General features: G+C 50.5%; 20 protein-coding genes and 1 pseudogene. 11 read left to right on the forward strand and 10 right to left on the reverse strand.

Annotated elements, in window-relative coordinates:
- The 4 genes and pseudogenes from JNC77_RS08650 to purU form a co-directional block, all read left to right on the forward strand.
- Positions 1 to 309, forward strand: a pseudogene (locus tag JNC77_RS08650) (CbbBc protein); the annotation flags it as partial.
- Positions 306 to 650 carry a hypothetical protein gene (locus JNC77_RS08655; RefSeq protein WP_374831514.1) on the forward strand — a complete coding sequence of 115 codons (345 nt, stop codon included), beginning with the start codon at positions 306 to 308 and terminating at the stop codon, positions 648 to 650. The pseudogene JNC77_RS08650 and the gene JNC77_RS08655, both read left to right, overlap by 4 nt.
- 61 nt (positions 651 to 711) lie before the next feature.
- Positions 712 to 1491: a GntR family transcriptional regulator gene (locus JNC77_RS08660; protein ID WP_374831516.1), complete on the forward strand. Its 780-nt coding sequence runs from the start codon at positions 712 to 714 to the stop codon at positions 1489 to 1491.
- Between the two features lie 110 nt (positions 1492 to 1601).
- Entirely contained in the window at positions 1602 to 2486 is an 885-nt protein-coding gene (purU, locus tag JNC77_RS08665; RefSeq protein WP_374831518.1) for a formyltetrahydrofolate deformylase, read from the forward strand.
- A gap of 35 nt (positions 2487 to 2521) precedes the next feature.
- On the opposite strand, the gene amaB is transcribed toward purU, so the two are convergent.
- Positions 2522 to 4048 carry an L-piperidine-6-carboxylate dehydrogenase gene (amaB, locus tag JNC77_RS08670; protein ID WP_374831520.1) on the reverse strand — a complete coding sequence of 509 codons (1527 nt, stop codon included), beginning with the start codon at positions 4046 to 4048 and terminating at the stop codon, positions 2522 to 2524.
- 110 nt (positions 4049 to 4158) lie between these two features.
- Between amaB and JNC77_RS08675 the strand changes: the two genes are divergently transcribed.
- A complete protein-coding gene (locus JNC77_RS08675) occupies positions 4159 to 5058 on the forward strand; it encodes a LysR family transcriptional regulator (RefSeq protein WP_374831522.1) in 900 nt (299 codons plus the stop codon).
- A 41-nt stretch (positions 5059 to 5099) separates the two neighbouring features.
- Here JNC77_RS08675 and JNC77_RS08680 read toward each other — a convergent pair whose 3' ends face one another.
- Entirely contained in the window at positions 5100 to 7409 is a 2310-nt protein-coding gene (locus tag JNC77_RS08680) for a Tex family protein (protein WP_374831524.1), read from the reverse strand.
- 119 nt (positions 7410 to 7528) lie between these two features.
- Complete coding sequence (locus tag JNC77_RS08685) at positions 7529 to 7966, reverse strand: Lrp/AsnC family transcriptional regulator (RefSeq protein WP_374831526.1); 438 nt, start codon at positions 7964 to 7966, stop codon at positions 7529 to 7531.
- 126 nt (positions 7967 to 8092) lie between these two features.
- Between JNC77_RS08685 and rocF the strand changes: the two genes are divergently transcribed.
- Together rocF and ocd are read left to right on the forward strand one after the other, a co-directional pair.
- Entirely contained in the window at positions 8093 to 9022 is a 930-nt protein-coding gene (gene rocF, locus JNC77_RS08690) for an arginase (RefSeq protein WP_374831528.1), read from the forward strand.
- Between the two features lie 6 nt (positions 9023 to 9028).
- Complete coding sequence (gene ocd, locus JNC77_RS08695; protein ID WP_374831530.1) at positions 9029 to 10072, forward strand: ornithine cyclodeaminase; 1044 nt, start codon at positions 9029 to 9031, stop codon at positions 10070 to 10072.
- Positions 10073 to 10151: 79 nt separating this feature from the next.
- Here ocd and JNC77_RS08700 read toward each other — a convergent pair whose 3' ends face one another.
- Both JNC77_RS08700 and JNC77_RS08705 read right to left on the reverse strand, forming a co-directional pair.
- Positions 10152 to 10568, reverse strand: coding sequence for a group III truncated hemoglobin (locus JNC77_RS08700; protein ID WP_374831532.1), 417 nt, complete (start codon positions 10566 to 10568; stop codon positions 10152 to 10154).
- A gap of 19 nt (positions 10569 to 10587) precedes the next feature.
- Positions 10588 to 11583, reverse strand: a complete 996-nt coding sequence (locus tag JNC77_RS08705; protein ID WP_374831534.1) for a glutathione S-transferase family protein — start codon at positions 11581 to 11583, stop codon at positions 10588 to 10590.
- A gap of 311 nt (positions 11584 to 11894) precedes the next feature.
- Between JNC77_RS08705 and JNC77_RS08710 the strand changes: the two genes are divergently transcribed.
- Positions 11895 to 12431, forward strand: coding sequence for a GNAT family N-acetyltransferase (locus JNC77_RS08710; RefSeq protein WP_374831536.1), 537 nt, complete (start codon positions 11895 to 11897; stop codon positions 12429 to 12431).
- Positions 12432 to 12486: 55 nt separating this feature from the next.
- On the opposite strand, the gene JNC77_RS08715 is transcribed toward JNC77_RS08710, so the two are convergent.
- The 4 genes from JNC77_RS08715 to JNC77_RS08730 are packed head-to-tail and all read right to left on the reverse strand — an operon-like array spanning position 12487 to position 19354.
- Positions 12487 to 14571 carry a hypothetical protein gene (locus tag JNC77_RS08715; RefSeq protein WP_374831538.1) on the reverse strand — a complete coding sequence of 695 codons (2085 nt, stop codon included), beginning with the start codon at positions 14569 to 14571 and terminating at the stop codon, positions 12487 to 12489.
- 11 nt (positions 14572 to 14582) lie between these two features.
- Positions 14583 to 17429, reverse strand: coding sequence for a DUF4159 domain-containing protein (locus JNC77_RS08720; RefSeq protein WP_374831540.1), 2847 nt, complete (start codon positions 17427 to 17429; stop codon positions 14583 to 14585).
- Entirely contained in the window at positions 17430 to 18347 is a 918-nt protein-coding gene (locus JNC77_RS08725) for a DUF58 domain-containing protein (protein ID WP_374831542.1), read from the reverse strand.
- Complete coding sequence (locus tag JNC77_RS08730) at positions 18347 to 19354, reverse strand: AAA family ATPase (RefSeq protein ID WP_374831544.1); 1008 nt, start codon at positions 19352 to 19354, stop codon at positions 18347 to 18349. Before JNC77_RS08730 ends, JNC77_RS08725 begins: the two co-directional genes overlap by 1 nt.
- Positions 19355 to 19539: 185 nt before the next feature.
- On the opposite strand from JNC77_RS08730, the gene JNC77_RS08735 reads away from it, so the two are divergent.
- Genes JNC77_RS08735 through JNC77_RS08745 form a run of 3 tightly spaced genes read left to right on the forward strand, consistent with a single transcriptional unit; the run spans position 19540 to position 22113 of the window.
- Entirely contained in the window at positions 19540 to 20187 is a 648-nt protein-coding gene (locus JNC77_RS08735) for a DUF1285 domain-containing protein (protein ID WP_374831546.1), read from the forward strand.
- A 19-nt stretch (positions 20188 to 20206) separates the two neighbouring features.
- A complete protein-coding gene (locus tag JNC77_RS08740) occupies positions 20207 to 20854 on the forward strand; it encodes a CoA pyrophosphatase (RefSeq protein ID WP_374831548.1) in 648 nt (215 codons plus the stop codon).
- Between the two features lie 14 nt (positions 20855 to 20868).
- Complete coding sequence (locus tag JNC77_RS08745; protein WP_374831851.1) at positions 20869 to 22113, forward strand: CCA tRNA nucleotidyltransferase; 1245 nt, start codon at positions 20869 to 20871, stop codon at positions 22111 to 22113.
- Positions 22114 to 22167: 54 nt separating this feature from the next.
- Here JNC77_RS08745 and hemF read toward each other — a convergent pair whose 3' ends face one another.
- A complete protein-coding gene (gene hemF / locus JNC77_RS08750) occupies positions 22168 to 23082 on the reverse strand; it encodes an oxygen-dependent coproporphyrinogen oxidase (protein ID WP_374831550.1) in 915 nt (304 codons plus the stop codon).
- Between the last annotated feature and the right edge of the window lie 310 nt (positions 23083 to 23392).

The raw sequence follows: 23392 nt of genomic DNA on the forward strand, positions 1-23392 counted from the left end.
ATGGATGACCGCTATCGTGGTGTTTATGGTGAGCGGCAGGTGGTGTTTGTCAATCCGGCTGATATGGCGGAAATGGGTGTTGAAGCCGGAGACAGAGCCGATATTATCGGCCAGTTTGATGATGGTATCAAGCGGGTTGCCGAGAATTTCCGCTTCGTGCCATATGATATTCCGCGCGGATGCGTGGCCGGTTATTATCCGGAAATGAATGTGCTGGTGCCATTGGTGAGTTTTGGCGACGAAAGCTATACACCCACATCCAAATCGGTGATTGTTACTTTTCGAAAAACTGCAAAGCTTGCCGCATGAGCCAGCATGAGACGGCTTACAGAGAAATATCGGATACAATTCAACTGTCTGATTTAACAAAGCATTTTGTTACTTTGGTTGAGGCAATTGAAGCAAAGCAATTGCCGATAACCCGTTTGGGCGCTGGTATTATCGCGGCATTGCTGTTGGATGGGGCGCATGACAGCCGCTCGTTTTCAAGGCTGTTTGAAATTGAACACGCATTGGTGCTGCGTGCGCTTGCCTATCTGGCAGCGGAAGATGGTTTTTTGACAATTACCCGACGGGATGAGCGCACTCAGCGCAGTTTTTATAGTTTGAGCGAAAAAGGTGAGAAACTGAAAGCTCAATTGATCACCTGATCGGCTTAAAAGTTAAAACAGCTCTTGCTAAATGGTTCCATACAGGTTCTATTCATCTATCATGGAGCAAATCAGTTTAAAAGAAGCGATTGAACTTACAGGCTTGCGCGAGCAGGAACGCAGCGGGCCGCTTTATAAACATTTAGCCTCTGTTTTAAAAAAGCTGATCCAACAAGATGTCTTGCCTGCGGGCAGTGCCTTGCCGCCTGAACGTGAATTGGCGGATATGCTCAGTATCGGCCGTGTCACGGTGCGAAGCGCTTATCAGGTGCTAGCTGATCAGCAATTGATTGAAACGCGCCACGGCAGCGGCAGATTTATAGCGGAGCGTCCGGCGCGTATCAGCCAGCCTTTATGGAAACTGACATCGTTTTCGCAAGCCATTTTAGCACGCGGTAAACAGCCCGAAGCCAAAACGCTGGATATGAAGATTGCTTTTCCAAGCGCTGAAGAAGCCGAAATTTTGCAAATTGAACGTAATACTCAGATTGTGCGGTTGCATCGTTTGCGCCTCGTTGACCAGATGCCATTGGCGCTGGAATGGGCTGTGGTACCGCGTCATTATTTAGGCGATGGACTTGATAATATCCGCTCGCTTTATAAGGCTTTTATGGCGCAGGGTTATGAACCGGTACGCGCGCAGCAACGTTTTCAGGCGGTAGCATTAGACAAGAAAAATGCACAATTGTTAAAAACCCCACCCAATGCACCCGCCTTGCTGATCGAGCGGGTATCCTATCTGACAACCGGTGAAGTGGTGGAACTGACCCGCACAATGTATCGTGGCGATGCCTATGATTTTGTCGCTGAACTCAGCATCGACGAACATCCTGACCGATAAATTTTCCAAGATTACTCTTGCGGGTGCAATGTGGGCAGTGCATTACAGCTGCCATGCAATTTTGGCGAACGCTCCGGGTGGAGGAGCATGGGGTTTTTTGAGGAAATAAAATGCATAATTATGTTTTGACGGTGAGCTGTCGTGCGTCCCGCGGTATTGTTGCCGCGATTTCGGGCTATCTGACGGCGAAGGGTTGCAACATCATTGACAGTGCGCAATTTGACGATCTCAAACATGGGCGTTTTTTCATGCGCATCAGCTTTATTTCCGAGGAAGGGGCGGGGCTGGAGGAGCTGCGCAGCGGTTTTGGCGAAGTCGGCGCGCCTTTTGAGATGCATTTTGAATTTCACGACACGAATGAGCGCATGAAAGTGCTGCTGATGGTATCGCGTTTTGGCCATTGCCTGAATGATCTTCTTTATCGCTGGAAAATCGGTGCGCTACCGATTGATATTGTCGGCGTTATTTCCAACCATTTTGATTATCAAAAAGTGGTGGTCAATCATGATATTCCGTTCCATCATATTGTGGTGACAAAAAACAACAAGGCGGAAGCCGAAGCCCGCATGATGGCGATTGTTGAAGAAACCGGCACCGAGCTGGTGGTTCTGGCGCGCTATATGCAGATTTTGTCGGATGATCTGTGCCAGAAAATGTCAGGCCGCATCATCAATATTCACCATTCATTCTTGCCGTCATTCAAAGGGGCAAACCCTTATAAACAAGCCTATGAACGCGGGGTAAAATTGATTGGTGCGACCGCGCATTATGTGACAGCCGATCTCGATGAAGGGCCGATTATCGAACAGGATGTGGCGCGTGTGACCCATGCCCAAAGTTCGGCTGATTATGTGTCGATCGGGCGTGACGTGGAAGCGCAGGTATTGGCACGTGCCGTTCATGCCCATATTCATCACCGCACATTTTTAAATGGTGATCGCACCGTTGTGTTTCCGGCAAGCCCGGATTCTTACGCTTCCGAGCGAATGGGATGAATACAAAAAAGCCCCGAAAATCGGGGCTTTTTCCATTATTCAATGTCGAATGATACACCTTGCGCCAGTGGCAAGGCTTTGGAATAATTAATCGTATTGGTGGCGCGGCGCATATAGGCTTTCCATGCGTCGGAACCCGATTCACGGCCACCGCCCGTTTCTTTTTCACCGCCGAACGCACCGCCGATTTCTGCGCCCGATGTGCCGATATTGACATTGGCAATGCCGCAATCAGAGCCTTCAGCCGAAAGAAAACGCTCCGCTTCCTGCAAATTCAGCGTGAAGATGGAAGAGGAAAGCCCAGCGCCAACCGCATTGTGCTTTTCCAGCACATCGTCAAAATCACTGTATTTCATCACATAAAGAATAGGGGCAAAGGTTTCTTCGGTGACGGGTGAGGTTTGGTTCGGCATTTCTACCAAAGCTGGCTTGGTGTAATAGGCATATTCAAATCCTAAATCGACGCGGGTTCCGCCGGTTATTTTGCCGCCATTGGCGGAAGCTTTTTGCAAACTTGCCTGCATCGCATCAAAAGCTTGTTTGTCGATTAAAGGGCCTACCAGTGCGGTGCTGGTGAGTGGGTTGCCGACGGACACTGACTGATAGGCTTTTTGCAGGCGCGGCACAAATTGATCATAGATGCTTTCATGCACAAACAAGCGGCGCATGGTGGTGCAACGCTGACCGGCTGTGCCCATCGCGCCAAAGGCAATAGCGCGCAAGGCCATATCCTGATCGGCTGACGGGCAGACAATACCGGCATTATTGCCGCCAAGCTCAAGAATGGAACGAGCAAAGCGTTTGGCCAGACGAGGGCCCACTTCGCGCCCCATACGGGTGGAACCGGTGGCGGAAACGAGCGCAACTTTTGCGTTGTCAACAAGCGCTTCACCCATCGCTTTATCGCCAAGCAGCACAGAGGAAAGATTTTTCGGAGCATCACCGAAGCGCTTCAGAGCACGCGCCAGCAGAGCGTCACAGGCAAGTGCTGTGAGTAAGCTTTTTTCGGATGGTTTCCACACGACGCTATTGCCGCAGACAAGCGCCAAAGCGGTGTTCCATGCCCAAACCGCAACAGGGAAGTTGAATGCAGAAATTACACCGACAACGCCCAGCGGATGCCATGTTTCCATCATGCGGTGGCCTGCGCGTTCGGTTGCGATGGTGAGGCCATAAAGCTGACGGGAAAGACCGACGGCGAAATCGCAAATGTCGATCATTTCCTGCACTTCGCCCAAACCCTCGGAGGTGATTTTACCCGCTTCAATGGAAACGAGGCGCCCGAGATCGTCTTTGGCGGCACGCAGTTCCTCGCTGAACAAGCGGATCAATTCACCACGGCGCGGTGCAGGCACCATGCGCCATTCTTTAAAGGCGTCATGCGCGGCATCAATGATAAGTGCCGCATCTTCTGCATTATGCGCTGGGATGGTAGCGATTTTTTCGCCGGTGACAGGCGTATAAGCATCCAGATTGCCGCTGCTAAAAAGAGAGTTTTGCACACCAAGACGGGTCAGAAGCTCTGCGGTTTCTGTTTTCACATTGCTGTTTACGCTTGTCATTGGGTATTTTCCTTTATGCTCACGACACGTCTTCATGAATTTATAGTATTATATCAGCGATTTTTGGCCTAAGATTGCAATTAAAATAACTATGTTGATGCGAGATCGGAATGAAGCTTAATCGTCGGCTGATACCGGATATCGGTAATTTGCAAGCTTTTGAATGTGCAGCGCGTCACGGCAGTTTCACGCAAGCTGGCTTGGAACTTAACCTGACACAAAGTGCTGTGAGCCGCCAGATTAAAGAGCTGGAAAACCAGCTGGGTGTGTTGTTATTCGAGCGGGTACGCCAGCGGATTTTATTGTCTGATGCGGGCAAGAAATTTTTGCCGGAAGTGCGGCGGCTCCTGAGCCAGACAGAAGATACAATGTTGCGGGCGATGGCATCGGCGCAATCCACATCCGCTTTGAGTATTGCCACTTTGCCGACCTTTGGTAATCGCTGGTTGATGCCGCGTTTGCCGGATTTTACCAAAAACCATGCCGGTATCGCTCTGCATATTGCTTCGCGCTCGACGATTTTTGATTTTGACGAGCAGCCTTTTGATTTAGCCATTCATTATGGTAAACCGGTTTGGGCGCATGCCAGTTGCACCTATTTGTGCAGTGAAATGATTGTGCCGGTAGCATCACCGGCTTTGCTTGCAGGGCGGTCATTTAATGTGCCGGAAGATTTGCAGGCAGAGGCTTTGTTGCACTTGGAAACACGGCCGAAATTATGGGCGCAGTGGTTTGAAATGTGCGAATGCGAGATGCAATCTGCCTATCACGGTCATCGTTTTGATCAGTTTTCCATGGTGATTGGTGCGGCCATTGCTGGCATGGGCGTGGCACTTCTGCCGCTCTATCTGATTGAACAGGAGTTGCGATCAGGGCAATTGCAGGTGTTGTTTGAGCAGCCGTTGCAGACGGATAATGATTATTATCTGGTGGTGCCGGAGGGCAAACTTGATAATCCGCTGACGCAGATTTTCTGCCAATGGATTTTGGGGCAGGTGCAGAAGAAATAAAAAAACGGGCTTGTCATCAACTGACAAGCCCGTTTTGTTTTTTACTTTTTGCGCATCGCTTCCAGCAATGCCGCACCAAAAGCGCCTTGCGAGCTTTCGGTACTTTTTGCATTGTTTTGCGGCTTATTTTTAAACTGTGGTGCAGTCTTTTGGGCTGTGCGCGGTGCAGGGGCAGTTTCACCACCACCATCTTTGCGCATGGTCAGGCCGATGCGCTTGCGTGGCACATCGACTTCCGTCACGCGCACCTTTACCACATCACCGGCTTTCACCACTTCATGCGGATCTTTGACGAAACGGTCAGCCAGTTGTGAGACATGCACAAGGCCGTCTTGATGCACACCGATATCTACAAAAGCACCAAAGGCAGCCACATTGGTGACGGTGCCTTCCAGTTGCATACCGGGTTTGAGGTCTTTGATGTCATCAATGCCATCGGCAAAGGTCGCGGTTTTAAAGCCCGGACGCGGGTCGCGGCCTGGTTTTTCCAGTTCTGCGATAATGTCTTTAACCGTTGGCAGACCAAAGCGCTCATCGACAAAAAGTTTTGGATCGAGCGCCTTCAGCATCGAGCTGTCACCCATCAGAGCGCGTACATCGCGGCCACAGGCTGCAACGATTTTTTTGGCAACGCCATAGGCTTCAGGGTGTACTGAAGAGGCATCCAGCGGTTCTTTACCATCCGGAATGCGCAAGAATCCTGCTGCTTGCTCAAAGGTGCGGTTGCCGAGGCGAGGAACCTTCAAAAGCTCTTTACGGGTTTTGAAAGGGCCTGTTTCATTGCGGTGCGTAATGATCGCCTCAGCCAAGGATTGCCCAAGACCGGAAACGCGAGCCAGCAGCGAAGCGGAAGCGGTGTTGAGATCAACGCCAACCGCATTCACCGCATCTTCCACCACAGCATCCAATGAGCGGGCGAGACGTGATTGGTCAACATCGTGCTGATATTGGCCGACGCCAATGGATTTCGGCTCGATTTTCACAAGTTCCGCCAGCGGGTCTTGCAGACGGCGGGCAATGGAAACCGCACCACGGATGGAAACGTCCAGATCAGGAAACTCTGCCGCTGCCGTTTCGGATGCTGAATAGACCGATGCACCCGCTTCAGACACAATGACTTTCAGTGGTTTTGGAGCAGGCATGTCGTTTAACATATCCACCACCAGACGTTCGGTCTCGCGGCTGCCGGTACCATTACCAATGGCGATCAGTTCGATCTTATGTTTGCGGATGAGCGCTGCCAGTTCGGCTTGCGAGCCGCGCAGATCATTTTTCGGTGGAAACGGATAGACGGTCGAGTGGTCAAGCAGTTTGCCGGTGCCATCAACAACCGCGACTTTGACACCGGTGCGGATGCCCGGATCAAGTCCCATGGTAGCGCGCGATCCGGCAGGGGCGGCGAGCAGCAGGTCTTTCAAATTACGGGCAAAAACCTGAATGGCTTCTTCTTCTGCGCGCTCACGCAATTCACGCATTAAATCAAGTGACAGCGACAAAGAAAGCTTGACGCGCCATGTCCAGTTGACCACTTCCATCAGCCATTGATCGGCAGGCAATGTGTTGCCGATCTGGTAGCTGGCGGCAATCATACGGATGACAGGCTTGAGCGGTGAAGTGTCGTCTTCATCGACTTCAATGTCGAGGGAGAGAAAATCTTCATTGCGGCCACGCAACATAGCAAGTGCGCGGTGTCCGGCAATATTGCTCCAGCGCTCTGAATGGTCGAAATAGTCGGAGAATTTAGCGCCCGCTTCTTGCTTGCCTTTCTCCACTTTGGAGCGCATATGTGCATTAGAGCGCATGTGCTGACGCAAGCGCCCAAGCAGGTCGGCGTTTTCGGTAAAACCTTCAGCGATAATGTCGCGCGCACCTTCAAGGGCAGCTTTCACATCGGCGACATCACCTTGCACATAGGTCTCAGCCAATTTTGCAGGCACAACCGTGCGGTCAGCCATAATAGCTTCGGCCAGTGGTGCAAGGCCACGCTCGCGGGCAATTTCGGCGCGTGTACGGCGCTTAGGCTTATAGGGCAGATAAATATCTTCAAGCTCGGCTTTGGTGGCGACACCGGCAATTTTCAATTGCAGATCAGGTGTCAGCTTGCTTTGCGAATTGATCGATTCAAGAATGGTATTACGGCGTGCTTCCAGCTCGCGCAAATAGGTCAGGCGCTCGGAGAGAGTACGCAATTGCGTGTCGTCCAGCCCACCGGTGACTTCCTTACGGTAACGTGCCACAAAAGGAACAGTGGAACCCTCATCGAGCAACTGAATGGCTGCGGCGGCTTGTTCCGGCCGCGCATTGATTTCCGTTGCGATGAGGGGAGCGATACGCTTGATGTCGTCTGCCATATGTAATTCAACCTTGTTTATTCATTACAGAATGATAGTTGGCTGCGAGCCTTATGCAATCAAACTGCATCATCTATGTAGCACATCCACAGGAAATGAGCTTGCTTTAATGGCTTTATTTATAGACGGGCGCGGGTGCTGCGCGGAGTGGCCAGAAGCAAATTGGTTTCACTTGCGGTAATGCCCGGAAGCAAACGGATGCGGCGCAAAATAGCGTCGAAATCGGAGAGTGTTGCAGCGCCAAGTTCGACGATCAAATCCCAGCGGCCATTGGTGGTGTGGATGGCGGAAATTTCGGCAAAGCCGCCGAGCGAGCGCACAATACGGTCGGTCACATGGCCTTCAATTTCAATCATCATAATGCCGCGTACGGGTAGTTCGACGGCATCGGCGCGCAAAATCACCGTATAACCAAGAATGTCGCCTGATTTTTCCAGACGTTCTATGCGGGCACGCACAGTGGCGCGGGAAAGGTCGGTTTCGAGCGCCAAATCAGAGATGCTGCGCCGCCCGTTATGACGCAATAATGTGATGAGTTTTTCGTCAATCGAATCCATGATTTTCCAAAGTGATAAATTAATCTGCCATTATGATAAGTTAAAATAACATATTTGCCAATTCGACCTGTTCGTTTTGCCAGTGCCTTATGCTCAACTGAAAACTTAAAAAATGAGGGTTTGCGGATGGATTGCAAAATTATCGGAGTGCCGGTGCAAGAAGGCACCGGACGTATGGGCTGCAATATGGGGCCAAACGGTTTTCGGGCAGCTGGGCTTATTCAGGCGATCACAGAGCTTGGTCATAAAGTGGAAGATCTGGGTGATCTGGTGCCGGCAGAAAAAGGCAATCTCACCCATCCTAATTTGGTGATTAAAAATCTTAATGAGACGGTTGCATGGATTAAAGCAACTAGTGAAAAAGCCTATCAGCTTGCAGGTGAGGGTTTCCCGATCTTTTTAGGCGGAGATCATTTGGTGGCCGCTGGTTCTGTTGCCGGTGTGCAGCGCTATGCGAGCGAGAAAGGCAAAAAGCTTTTTGTGCTCTGGCTGGATGCGCATACGGATTTTCATAATCTAAACACCACCGACAGCGGCAATCTGCATGGTACGCCTGTTGCTTATTATACCGGTCAGGCCGGGTTTGAAGGTTATTATCCGGACCTTGCTGCCCCTGTTGACCCGAACAATATTTGCATGATGGGCATTCGCAGTGTTGATCCGGCAGAGCGCCAGATGATCAGCAAAACCGGTGTTACCGTGCATGATATGCGCGTTATTGACGAGCACGGTGTGGGCGTGTTGTTGCGTGATTTTCTGGCTCGTGTGAAACGTGAAGACGGCATGTTGCACGTCAGCCTTGATGTCGATTTTCTTGATCCACAGATAGCGCCAGCCGTTGGCACCACTGTGCCGGGCGGCGCGACGTTCCGCGAAGCGCATCTGATTATGGAAATGCTGCATGATAGTGGCTTGGTCACGAGCCTCGATCTGGTGGAGCTTAATCCGTTTCTGGATGAGCGCGGACGTACCGCGCATGTGATGGTGGATTTAACCGCCAGTCTGTTTGGGCGTCGTGTGATGGATCGCCCGACGGTGAGTTATACGGGGGAGTGAGGTAGCATGTCCGTAAAATTGAATAATGTACCATTTGTCAGTGTCGATCACATGATGAAACTGGTGCTCAATATTGGTGTTGATGTTTTTTTGAAAGAACTGGCAGCCTATGTGGAAGAAGATTTCCGCCGCTGGGAGCTGTTTGATAAAACCCCACGTGTTGCGGCTCATTCCGATGAAGGCGTGATTGAGCTGATGCCGACCAGTGACGGCACGCTTTACGGTTTTAAATATGTCAATGGCCATCCCAAAAACACGCGCGAAGGTTTGCAGACGGTCACTGCCTTTGGTGTGCTTGCCGATGTTGCCACAGGCTATCCGATTTTGCTGACCGAAATGACCATGCTGACGGCGCTGCGCACAGCTGCAACCTCTGCGGTGGTCGCCAAATATCTGGCACCGGAAAATTCCCGCACCATGGCAATGATCGGCAATGGCGCGCAATGTGAATTCCAGGCTCTGGCTTTTAAAGCTTTGCTGGGTGTCGATTATTTGCGTCTTTACGATATTGATCGCACGGCCAGCGAAAAAGTTGCGGTCAATTTAAAAGATGCAGGTTTTGATATTCAAATTTGTTCTTCTGTTGAGGCCGCAGTTGAAGGGGCGCAGATCATCACGACTGTGACGGCTGACAAACAAAATGCCACGATCCTCACCGACAATATGGTGGGCGCTGGTGTGCATATTAATGGTGTCGGCGGCGACTGTCCGGGTAAGACCGAGCTTCATGCCGACATCTTACATCGCTCGGATATTTTTGTTGAATACACCCCTCAGACCCGCATTGAAGGTGAAATTCAGCAACTGCCGCAAGATCACCCGGTCACCGAAATGTGGGAAGTGATTACCGGCAAAAAAGCAGGGCGCACGACCAAGGAGCAAATCACATTGTTTGACTCGGTCGGGTTTGCGACGGAAGATTTTTCGGCATTGCGTTATGTGCGCGACAAATTGGAAGGCACGGATTATTTCGTGCAACTGGATATGCTGGCCGATCCGGATGAACCGCGCGATCTTTATGGCATGTTGATGCGCGCCAAACAGAACTAATTAGTTGATTCAGAAAATCCCTTTGCAACATTGATGGCAAAGGGATTTTTTATTTTGATGCTCTATTCAGGCCGATAATCTATACCCGACGGCTGTGGCGCGGGCTTTTATATTCACCGGCCTGTGTGGAAATTGCCATTTCAAAACTGTCGGCAATGCGCTTGGCACGGTAGATAAAAATATTGGCTGCTTCTTCGGGCCAGATTTCGAGGGCTGTTTTTTCAAACAAATGAAGCCAGCGGTCGAAGTGCTTTTCCTGTAAGCCAAGCCGCAGATGCGGCGGTAGTGGGCGCCCGTCATAGCGCCCAGTCTTCAAAATGATCGACGACCAGAAATCGGTAATGGTTTGAAGGTGATGCTCCCAGTCTTCTACATTGCTGTTGAAGATCTCACCGATCTGGTCATCTTGGCGTGCGCGGGTGTAAAATTCCCGTACCAAACGGGAAATACTAGCCTCATCAATAGCATGATGAACTTCGTTGATAAGTTGATTCATATCCGCGCAACCTTTGGCTTTAATATGATCTGTCGGCGCTCAAACGCGCCCGATCATGTGGGGTATTAAAATCAATTTCCGGCCCTAAAGGCACAACCCCGGTTGGGTTGATAGTTTTATGGCTGGTGTAATAGTGCCCCTTTATATGCTCCATATTCACCGTTTCAGCAATTGTCCCAAATTGATACAGTTCGCGGGTGTAATTTGAAAGAGCCGGATAATCTTCAATCCGGCGCAAATTACATTTGAAGTGCCCGACATAAACCGGATCAAAACGGATCAATGTAGTGAACAAACGCCAATCAGCTTCAGTTAACGCTGAACCTGTTAAATAACGGTTATTTTGCAAACGAATTTCTAACTGGTCAAGGGCTGCAAAAACATCCTTGTAAGCCTCTTCATAAGCTTCCTGAGAGGTTGCAAAACCGGCACGATAAACACCGTTATTGATGTTCGGATAGATGAAATCATTGAGCGCATTAATTTCGGTGCGTAAAGCTTCCGGATAAAAATCGACATCACTCTTGCCGAATTCATCAAAGGGCGTATTAAACATACGAATGATTTCTGCCGATTCATTGGAGACAATGGTTTGCAGTTTTTTGTCCCACAAAACCGGAACTGTAACACGGCCGGAATATTGCGGGTCGGCGCGGGTGTAGATCTGGTGCAGAAATTCTGAACCATAAAGCGTGTCGCCGGTGGCGCCATGTTCGCCTTTAAAAGTCCAGCCGTCTTTGCCCATATAATAATCAACGACAGATACCGAGATAATATCGCTCAAACCTTTGAGCGCACGGAAAATCAATGTGCGGTGCGCCCAGGGGCAAGCATAAGAAACATAGAGATGATAGCGTCCGGCTTCTGCTTTAAAGCCATGGCGTCCCGTGACACCAGCCGAGCCGTCTTTGGTCACCCAATTGCGGAATTGCGATTTGGAACGTTCAAAACGGCCTTGGGTTTTATCGGTATCATACCAGACATCATGCCATTTACCGTCTACCAGCAGTCCCATGGGATAATTTCCTTATATTGAAACATGACGCTTCCGCACCTGTTTTGACCCTGTCTTTTTATATAAATAGCGATCAAACTGTATATTTACAGCCATGATATGAGTGAACACAGTGTAACACCACTTTACGTGAAGATTTATTGGTGCTAGGTGGGAACTGTTCGCGGGCAATGAATGCCCCTTTGGAGACGTGTTTTGACAGGTATGCTTTTCATCCGACGATGAGACTGGTGAGCGCTTTTAAAGCGTTGAACTTGCATGCCTGAAGGCCAACGGCCATCCTTTACACTCTCAAGAATGCGAATATTGCCATGAAGCAAACAGAACTGACCTACGTGCAGGAAAATGCTGCGCATAACCAGCAGATCGAAGACATTAATGCTGAGGCTTTCGGGCCGGGTCGTTTTACCAGAGCTGCGCATTTTATCCGTGAGGGTGGCCCGCATGATGAGGGCTTGTCTTTTGTAGCTCTTGATGGCGACAGAGTGATTGCCTCGGTGCGCTTGACCCGCGTTACAATCGGCAGCACACCAGCTGTGATGCTTGGGCCTTTGGCGGTCAGACCAGAATTTAAAAACCGCGGTATTGGTCGCCATTTGATGCAAATGTCGATGGATGCATCAAAAGCTGTTGGCGACAAGCTGATCGTGTTGGTGGGGGATGAGCCATATTATGGCCCTTTTGGTTTCAAGATGATCAAACCAGGTTCGGTAACCATGCCGGCACCGGTTGATCCGCGTCGTTTGCTGGCTTGCGAATTGCAAGAGGGGGCGATGGAGGGTGTTTCCGGCATGATGCGTTATGCCGGTCAGGCTGCGCCAGCTCTCGTATTGAAAAAAGCGTCCTGAAATTCAAAACAGGTAATCAGGCATCGCATGTCATGTTGATGCCTGATTTTTCATCTTATCGCCCTTCGCGGTACCACAGGCCGGTGAAGATCAGCAGCAGTGCCGCCAGACTTAAAAAGCCGGAGAAAAGTGGTAGACGATTGACGTTTTTAAGCTGTGTATCGGCGGTTTCGCGCAAACCCATCCAGTCATCACCTGAGGCAGCTTTACCATCTTTTACGGCAACGATTTGCGGCAGTTTGACCGCGTCATTTTTTGCTTCATGCAAACGAATGACATTGCCACCGGTAAGCTTTGCCAGCGGGGTAAGCTTGTCAGGTGTTGAAATAATATCGGTAAATTCCGGAGCATCGACTGGCCCGACATGGGCAAGCGTTTCATAATCACCGTTTTTGATCTGATAAAGACCGACTTCTTTAGTCTCCAATACGGTTTCAAACAGGCCGGGTTGGGTTTCTTTTAACTCCAGCTCGATTTCTTTGCCCGAAGGCGTGGTGATAGTGGCTTTATCAGCCTTATCACTCATGGTTTGGCGGGTGATTTTTAATGAGCGCGCATCACCTTTGGCGGTGAGGGCTTCTTCGGCCAGATCCGGTTCCTGCATCAACCAATGGGCAATGCGGCGATAAAGCGGCGCATAGGGGCCGCCACCTTCAAAGCCACGCGCCCACAACCAGCCCTGATCGGAAAGCAACGTGCCCACACGGCCTTTACCCACACGGCTGAGCACCAAAAGCGGCTTGTTGTCCGGCCCGCTCATCACCACTTCGCCTTGCGGGGTATTAATATCAATACTTCGGAACCACCGGCTCCATTGTGGCGGCTCTTGATCACTGCCTTCAAGGCCGCGGGTGACGGGATGGCGTTTTCCGGCATCGGTCAGACGCGGGTAAAAGGCTTTTTCAGTCACTTCACCTGTCGGCAAGGCAGGCAGCACACTATAAAGCGGTGTGCGGGCAATGGATGAGTAGCCAGCATATTCAGGCCCTGCTGCTACCAGCAAAGCACCGCCATTTTCGACATATTGCGCGATGAAATCATAATAGAGCAGCGGCAGCACATCGAGATGCTGATAGCGATCAAAAATGATCAGATCAAAATCATTGACCTTATCGACAAACAGCTCACGCGTCGGGAAGACGATCAGCGATAATTCTTCAATCGGTGTGCCATCCTGTTTTTCCGGCGGACGCAAAATGGTAAAATGCACCAAATCGACAGCGGTGTCGGATTTCAACAGATTGCGCCATGTGCGCTCACCGCTATGAGGTTCACCCGATACCAGCAAAACACGCAGGTTTTCGCGGATTGCATCAACGACCGCAACCGCCTGATTGTTGATGCCGGTCACTTCACCGTCAAGCACATCGGTGCTGAGCTCAATGATGTTTGCACCCGCATGTGGTAGTTCGATGGTAAGCGAGGTTTCCTCACCAATACGGGCTTGTTGCTGGCTTACTTCTTTGCCATTGATGCGAATTTTGACATTGGTAATTGTGTCTTGTGCTGGTAATTTGCCTTGATCTGTTACGGTGAAAGACATTTGCAATGGTTTACCACTGATGCCAAAGCGCGGGGCTTTGTTAAATGCAATACGGCGGTCAAATTCATCCGGCTTACCGGTAATCAGACTATGTACTGGTGCATTAAAACCTAATGCCTGCGCATCTGCAGGAATGTCGTGCACCTGACCATCGGTGAGCATAATGGCACCACCAATGCGAGAGGGTGGCACATCGCGCAAAGCATTGCTCAAAGATGAGAATAACCGGGTTTCGTTGCCGTCATTATTATCATCAACAGCACCTGCTTCCACCACACGTACATCAAATTGCGGCAGTCCTGCCAGATACCCGGTGAGGGCTTTCAGCGCTTCATCCGTAGCTTGTTTGCGTTTGTCCAGTTCCTGACTTTGGCTGCGGTCAACCACCACGGCGACAGTGCTTTTCAGTGGTTCACGATTTTCATCAATGATAACCGGATTGGCCAATGCCAAACCCAAGGCAACAAGTGCCAGAAGGCGCAAAAAACAACCGCGTTTACGGACATAAAAACCGATCAGCACCATCAGTGTCAGCGGCGCCAATATGAGCAGCAGAGTAACGAGATCAAAAAGCGGTTCGAAATTTACATAAGTCATTTTTTCACCGCTTACTTGCCTAACCGCTCAAGGAGATCGGGAACATGCACCTGATCGGATTTGTAATTACCGGTCAGCATATACATTACGATATTGATGCCGCCACGAAGAGCATAAATGCGCTGCATCGGATCATTAGGAATGGTCGGATAAAGCGGTTCACCCTGTTCATTTACCGCCCATGCACCGGCAAAATCATTGGCCGTAATGAGAATGGAACTGACACCATCGCCGGCACTGACCGGGCGACTGGCATCATCATTGCTGCTTTTGGTGGCTTCAACCCATAAGGGACTGCCGGTAAAGCGCCCCGGAAATTCAGGCATGATGTAAAATGTTTTGCTGATGACGTGATTTTCAGGCACCGGTTCAAGGGCTGGCACATTCATTTGATTGAGAATGGCGCGCAACCGCTGATTGTTTGCCGAACCTGCATTGTTAAAAAGAGAACCGGCAGTCAGTTGATCGCGCGTATCGAATAAAACCGTGCCTCCTTGCTGCATATAGGCACTGATTTTGGCGATTTTTTCGTCACTTGGCATCGGGGCATCGGCTTCAATCGGCCAATAGATCAACGGATAAAATGCCAAAACATCTTTTTCCGGATCAACACCCATTGCTTCTCCGGCTTCAATCGTTGTTCGGTCGGCAAGGGCAAAGGTCAGCCCGCGCAAACCGGCACGGCTTATATCGTCGGTTTCGGCTTTGCCGGTGATGACATAGGCAAGTCTGGTTTGTGAAAGCGAGTTGATGATCGCATCATCATCGGGCTTGCTGTCATCATGCAGCTGCGGCTCGGTCTGCTCTTGCGCGATGGCTTCCGGCGTTGGCGAGAGATGTTGCATACCGCCAAGTGCACAAAGAATGATCGCAGCTTTTAATAATTGTCGGCGGCGTTTATTGAAAACACCGCTCAAATAAAGCAGCACAGCACTGTCGAGCGCGAGCAATAAAGCGGATGCTGCCAAGAACAGCCCGCGCAATGCAAAGCTTGTTTTTTCAAGGTAGTTTTGGACGGTCACCGGCACGGTTAAAGCGGGGCGTTCTAACGGCTCCAGCTTGGCATCTTTATCCAGCAGATTGAGCGCAAAGAGATTGTCTTGCGTGCCGTAAAAACCGGCAGGTGTTTGATAATCCGGCTTGGGAGCCTGATCTCTTTTGATTATTAGCGGTAAACTCTGTTTGGCAGGCGGTATTAAAGTGCCATCGGCAGCAAGGCTTAAAAATGGCGGCAGAGACATAGCTGGTTCTGTTGCATTATCTGGCTGGCTGGATTGGCGTGAAAGCGCTAAGGTGCGGCGCAACATTTCAACAAATGTGCCCGATAGCGACAGGTTCGACCAACTGCTATCCGGAGCAACATGGAACAAGATCAAATGGCCGTTGCCGCGCTGTTCGCCGGTTACAAGCGGGGTGCCGTCGGTGAGGCTTGCATAGGTTTTGTCGAAAAGATCTGGGGACGGTTCGGCAATTACCTGTCGTTTGACCGTGACATCACCAGCCGTTTTCAAACTGGCAAAAGGGCTGTTTTTAGGAAAATCTTGTAAATGCTGTGGCTCTGTCCATGATAAAGCGCCGCCGAGCGAGCGCTCGCCACGGCGCAGCATCACCGGCAGCAGCTTATCATCTGCTTCGACATTGGCGAGTTTTGAACCTGCAAAACGCAATAAGGTGCCGCCGTTTTCAACCCATTCGACCAGCTGTTTTTCGGCATTTTCAGGCAATTTACCAACATCGGCCATGATAATCACGGCCGGTTTTTGTGCGATCAATTCCGGCACTGCTTCCAAAAGATCAGCGGCAGCAGGGTTGATCAAATCGGCATATGGTTCAAGCGCTTTATTGATATAATAAAGCGGCGACAGCAACGGCTGTGACATATCGGTTGAGCCGCCCGACAATAGCCCCACACGGCGGCGCTGATTGGCAGCATCGAGCAGATAGGTAGCGCCCGCTTGAAAAGCTCCTTCAATATGCAACATGGTGACATCATTGCGCATTTCGACGGGTGCAAAGAAATCAGCCGTTGTGTTTACCTCATTGGCGAGAAATTGCACATCGGCACGGCCAAGCGAGCGGTTTTTCTGATCATAGGCAATGACAGAAAATTGCTGCGGCGCTTTATTGTCGGCAGCGCGGGTGGCGGTGATTTTCAAACTGTCGTTGGTGTTTTCGGCATTATTGAGAACAACAAGAGAAGCAATATCCGACGGGTACCAATCAACTGATCCGGCAACTTTATTGAGACGCCGGAAAGCCAGTTCATCGCCCGCGGTTTTCAAGCCATCGGAGAGATACGCAATATGCGGGCGTCCCGCTTTTTCAAGCGCTGTTTCTACCCGCTCAAAAGCAAAACCGCGTTGCAACGAAACTGCACGCGGTTTGATGAGATTAAGCGCTTTGCGCGCGCTTTCTCCATCAAACGGGCCGAAAGTCTGTTCAGAATTTTCAGCCGTTGCAAAAAGATAGATCGGTTGCTCAGCCTCTTCAGCTTGTTTGATCAGGCTTTCCGCCGTATCAAGCCGCAATTGCCATTCAAGCGCTGAAGCCCATCCATTATCAATGATGAGTGCGAGCGGTTTTTCAGCAATGCCTGAGCGGGCAGGTGGGTTCCAGACCGGATTTGCCAGAGCGATAATAACCAAAGCAGCAATCAAGAGACGCAATAATGTCAGCCACCACGGGCTTTTGCTCGGGGTGTTTTCATGGTGCAATAACCGCGCCAAAATGGCAAGCGGTGCAAAAACCTCACGTGTCGGACGTGGCGGTGTGATGCGCAACAGCCACCAGATCACGGGAAGTGCGAGTAGTCCTATGAGCAAATAAGGCGCAGTAAAACTTAACGGAAGGCCAGTCATTTAAAATGCCCCGCTTGATGATATGTTGGGTGCAAATGACAAGGCATTATGAATATGGCTCAGAGCTTGGCTCATGGGTTTGTCGGTCCGGCTGATCGTATAGCTCCAGCCTCGGCGCTTGCAAAAATCAATCAGTTCGGCACGGCGCGCCTGATAAAGACGCTGATAATCTTGCGTATAGGTTTCAGCGCGTCCCACCACCAGAACCTCACCGGTTTCCGGATCGGTAAATTCGGTGCGTCCGGAATAAGGAAACAATTCTTCTGCAGGATCGGCCACTTCAACCAGATGTGCGCGCACTCCCTGATTGGCAAGTGATTGTAAAAGGCTTTGCAATTCTTCAACGGGTTGCAAAAAATCACTGCAAAGAATGATTTCGTTAAAGCGTTTCAATGCACCAAATTGCGGCAGTGCCGGTAGGTCTGTTGCATTCATCAATGCCGCCCCAAGCTTTTCAGCACCGCGTCGGTTGCTGAAAGGATTGAGCAATTGCGGCCATGCAATACGCTCGCCGGAGCGCGATAAAATATCGGCCATAGCGAGTGTGAGAATGAGCGCGCGGCTTTCTTTTGACGATTGTGCCAGCTTAGAACGATAAAGCATGGAAGGCGAAACATCGCTCCACAGCCAGATAGTGTGTGCAGCTTCCCATTCTTTTTCGCGGATATAAGTATGGTCGTCACGGGCGGAACGGCGCCAGTCAATATGGCTGATCGTATCGCCTTGACTATAAGGCCGGAACTGCCAGAAATTTTCACCTGCACCGCGTTTGCGGCGGCCGTGCCAGCCATTCATCACCGTATGGGCAATTTGCTGTGCCTGCACGAGAAGTTCAGGAATTTGCGCGGCTAATCTATGCGCATTGGCGAGCGCCTGTCCGCGATCCTGAATTTCGGCTGATGTTCCGATTACTGCCATTAAACTGTGGCCTTCACCAAATCCGCAATCACATCGCGCACATGCAGACCATCGGCACGCGCGGCAAAATTCAACGCCATACGATGTTGCAGCACTGGCTCGGCCAAGGCTTTTACATCATCAATGGATGGTGCAAAACGGCCATGATAAAGCGCGCGCGCACGGGCACACAGCATCAGCGCCTGACTAGCGCGTGGGCCTGGCCCCCAGGCAATGTTTTTGCGGGCGTGATCATTATCAGCGTCAGGGCGGGCAGCGCGCACAAGCGCCAAAATGGCATCCACAACGCTGTCGGTGACCGGCATGCGGCGAATAAGCGCCTGCATTTCCTGCAAACGCTGTGCCGTGATGACTGCTTCTGCTTTGGCATTTTTCGTGCCGGTTGTTTCCAGCAAAATGCGACGCTCGGCATCAAGTTCCGGATAAAGAATGTCGATCTGCATCAAGAAACGGTCAAGCTGAGCTTCCGGCAGCGGATAAGTGCCTTCTTGTTCCAGCGGATTTTGGGTGGCCAGCACATGGAAGGGCGCTGGCAGATCATGGCGCTGACCAGCAACGGTGACGTGATATTCCTGCATCGCCTGCAAAAGGGCAGACTGGGTGCGCGGGGATGCTCGGTTGATTTCATCGGCCATCAGGAGCTGGGTAAAAACAGGGCCTTTGATATAGCGGAAGGAACGTTTGCCGTCGCCATCCTGATCCATCACTTCCGAGCCGGTAATATCGGACGGCATCAGATCGGGGGTAAACTGAATGCGCTGGCCATCAAGCCCTAAAACGGTGCCTAAAGTTTCAACCAGTTTGGTTTTGGCAAGTCCCGGTACACCGACAAGCAGAGCATGACCGCCAGCAAGAACTGCCAGCAAAGTACGCTCAATAACATCTTCCTGCCCGAAAATTGTGGTGGCAATCTGCTCACGGATTTGCGCAATATCGTGCAGCGCCTTTTCCGCCTCAGTGATCATGTTCTGTGGATCCTGCTTGAGAGTTGGGGCGGAAACATGCATGAATGACCTCTTTTGCGGTACTTTGCCAATGGTTTAAATAAATACACATAAACAGATAACTGAATAAGCGCACTGATCAGCGTGAGAATAAAAACTTATGCTATGCTGACGCGTTGTGAGCAAGCCGTGAAACGGTGACCATTTCATGACATGCCCGCAGATTAGAACAGGATTAGCCGAGTCGGATGGTAAAAAGCAGCCCCCCGCAGACAGTGTCCCCGAAAAGGCCGGATTTTAGCGGTAAAAATATCGCTGAAATGGCGGCAATCTTGCAAAATGCCGGCGCGCAGACAAAAAAAACAAAAGATTTGCCACCAGTGGAGCAATGGGCGCCCGATTTTTGCGGCGATATAGACATGGAGATTCGCGCCGATGGCAGTTGGATCCATGAGGGCTCGCCCATCACACGCAAAGAAATGGTGAAGCTTTTTGCCAGTATTTTGCGTAAAGATGCGGATGGTAAAACTTATCTGGTCACGCCGGTGGAAAAAGTTGGCATCAGGGTTGAGGATGCGCATTTTATCGCTGTTGAAATGAGCGTTTCGCCAGATCAGCTTTTGCGTTTTCGCACCCATTTGGATGATTATGTTGAGGCAGATGCACATCATCCGCTTCGTTTTGAAATTGATGCTGTAACCGGTGGTGTGAAACCCTATATTAATGTGCGCGGAAGGTTGGAAGCGCGCCTGACCCGTGCTTTGACCTATGATTTGTTGGCTTTGGGCGAAGAGGCGGATGTGGACGGCGAGGCAATGTTTGTCATCCGTTCCAAGGGGCAGGTTTTCGCCGTGATGGCGATGCGTGATCTTGAGCGATTGTCTGCAGAATTATAAACGGATTGAATGTTTGTGTATGAATGATTTGAGCGAAAAACAAGAATTTAAATTACCTGATTTTAGTGCAGCCGGATTTGCCGAGCGGGCGCGTGGATTTTTAGCGGAAAACGAAAGGCCGTCAGGTGATCACGTGCTCAACCCTGATATCGCGGCCACTATGACGGGGTTAAAATTGCGCGATGCGGCAGTGTTGGTTCCGGTGGTGGACAGAGGCGACCACACCAATGTCATTCTCACATTACGCAACGCAGCATTACGCAGTCATTCCGGCCAAATCGCCTTTCCGGGTGGCACGGTGGACAAGGAAGATCCGAGCATCATGGCTGCCGCCTTGCGTGAGGCGGATGAGGAAATCGGTTTAAAACCGCATTTTGCCGAAACACTGACTCAGATGCCGCGTTATTTATCCGGCAGCGGTTTTTCTATCACGCCGGTTTTGGCGATTATTGATCCCGATGCGCCTTTGCAGGCCAATCCTGATGAGGTGGTGGATATATTTGAAGTGCCGCTGGCTTTTTTGATGAATCCTGCCAACCATAACAAGGAAAGCCGGATGATGAACGGGCGTGAAAGATTTTATTATACAATGCCCTATCGGAAGAGATTTATATGGGGCATTACTGCCGGAATTATTCGCGGCATTTATGAAAGGCTTTACCGTTGAGCGAACCTACACCTATAGCCCAAACAAATTTAAACAGGGCTGAGTGGCTCGAAAACGCTGATCTACAAAGCCTGTTTGCATTGCTTAATCATGATGGTGAGGAAGCACGCGTGGTGGGTGGTGCGGTGCGCAATAGTCTGCTTGGAGTTTCGGTTGGTGATATTGATATTGCAACCAGCTGGAACCCGCAAGAGGTGACGAGCCAAGCAATCGCTGCCGGCTATAAAACGATCCCGACCGGTATTGAGCATGGCACTGTGACTGTGGTGATCAATGGCTCTGCTTTTGAGGTCACAAGCCTGCGTGCTGATATTGAAACCGATGGTCGTCATGCCACAGTGGTGTTTGGTAAGGATTGGAAAGTGGATGCGCTGCGCCGCGACTTTACCATCAATGCACTTTACGTGACCGCTGAAGGTGATGTGATTGATCATGTTGGCGGAATTGCCGATATTGAAAAACGGGTTCTGCGTTTTATCGGCGAGCCGCAAGAGCGTATCCGTGAAGACTATTTGCGTATTATGCGGTTTTTCCGCTTCTTTGCTTGGTATGGTGCAGGGCGCCCCGACACGGATGGTTTGAAGGCGGCAGCGCGTTTGAAAGACGGCATTCATCAATTGTCTGCTGAGCGCATTTGGGCAGAATTGAAAAAACTCCTATCGGCACAAGACCCGTCACGCGCTTTATTATGGATGCGACAGGCTGGTGTGTTGTCGCTGATTTTGCCGGAAAGTGAAAAATGGGGCATTGATGCCGTGCATGGTTTGGTGCAGGCAGAAAAAGACTTAGGTTGGCAGGTGGATGCCTTGCTGCGCTTGGAGAGCCTGGTGCCGCCCGATGCTGCGCGCATGAGTGAATTGGGGAGCCGCATGAAAATGTCCAACGCCGAGCGTGCGCGTTTGGAAGCATGGGCGCGGCTTGAGCCAATCAAACCGGAAATGACTGACATGCAATTGCGCAAATTACTTTATCATAGCAGCCGCCAAGCAGTGACTGATCATATTCATCTGGCTTATGCGCGTGCGCGTTTTGAAGCGGTGAATAGTGACGAGGCGATGATTAAAGCCGGGAGTTATGCACGTTTGTTGGAAATCGCCCAGAATTTTGAACTGCCGGTCTTTCCGGTGACGGGTAGCGATTTGTTGGAACGTGGCTTTGAAAAAGGCCCGCAACTGGGGGCAGCTCTTAAAAGCTTGGAAAAGCTTTGGGTTGATTCCGGTTTTCAGGAAAGCCGTGAAAAGCTGCTGACCCATTTGTAAATATTAAAAAAAGCCGGATTGCATAGTGCAGTCCGGCTTTTTTGATATAACTGCTTACGGCCACTTCACCGCTGGTGGCATCGACGACAGGATTGAGTCGACATTGCCGCCGGTTTTTAAGCCGAATGTGGTGCCGCGATCATAAAGCAGGTTGAACTCAACATAGCGACCGCGGCGGATCAACTGTTCATCACGCTCTTCGACCGACCAGTCTTTGTTAAAATTCTGGCGTACAATATGCGGGTAGACAACCGAGAAACCACGTCCCACATCACGGGTGAAGTTGAAATCGGCCTGCCAGCCGCCCAACTCTTCCGGTGATTGCAGCTTGTCGTAGAAAATACCGCCAATGCCGCGATGTTCATTGCGATGCGGAAGAAAGAAATAATCATCACACCATTGTTTATAATGGTCGTAATCCACCGTCGCACTGTGCTTGTCGCAGATGAACTTGAACGCTTTATGGAAAGCTTGCGTGTCAGGATCTTCCTGTGTGCGGCGATTATTCAGCATTGGCGTCAAGTCAGCACCACCGCCAAACCATGTCTTGGTGGTGACGATCATGCGGGTGTTCATGTGTACGGTTGGCACATGCGGGTTTTGCGGATGCGCTATCAGCGAAATTCCGCTTGCCCAATAACGCGGATCTTCTTCAGCGCCGGGAATTTGTGCGCGAAATTCCGGTGAAAACTCGCCGTAAACTTCCGACACATGCACGCCCACTTTTTCAAAAACACGGCCATGCATAATCGACATGATGCCGCCACCGCCGCGACCTTCATCTTTTTGCCAAGGGGTGCGCACAAAACGCCCCGGCTCACGGTCGGATAGCGGGCCTGTCAGCTCATCTTCAAGCTGTTCATAGCTTACACAAATCCGGTCACGCAGTTCACTGAACCATTCATGTGCCAAACGTTTTTTTTCTTCGAGATCCAAGGGAAGGTTTGCAGGATCATGGGAGCTTTGCATGTATTTTCCTTCAAGGAACGCGTGATATTGAAAAATAATTCAATTTAATCTTTAGAGCGGTTCCGGTTAAAACGAAATCACAGAACCACTCTTGTCTTTTGTTATTACGCATTATCCAACGCAAACCGGTATCCACTTCTGCTGGAAATGCTTTATCTTCATCAATTTCTTAGCAAATTATGGTTCTATGGCCAATGAAATCCTTAAAGTTAAGGACCGGCTGACCCATGCTCCCCAAGAAAAGACTCGTTATTTTTCACGAGCCGCCTTATTCTACCTGAAATTGCTACCCAAATTTGGGGGGAGGTGC

This window comes from Paenochrobactrum pullorum (genome assembly GCF_041929845.1).
GTDB lineage: Bacteria > Pseudomonadota > Alphaproteobacteria > Rhizobiales > Rhizobiaceae > Paenochrobactrum > Paenochrobactrum pullorum.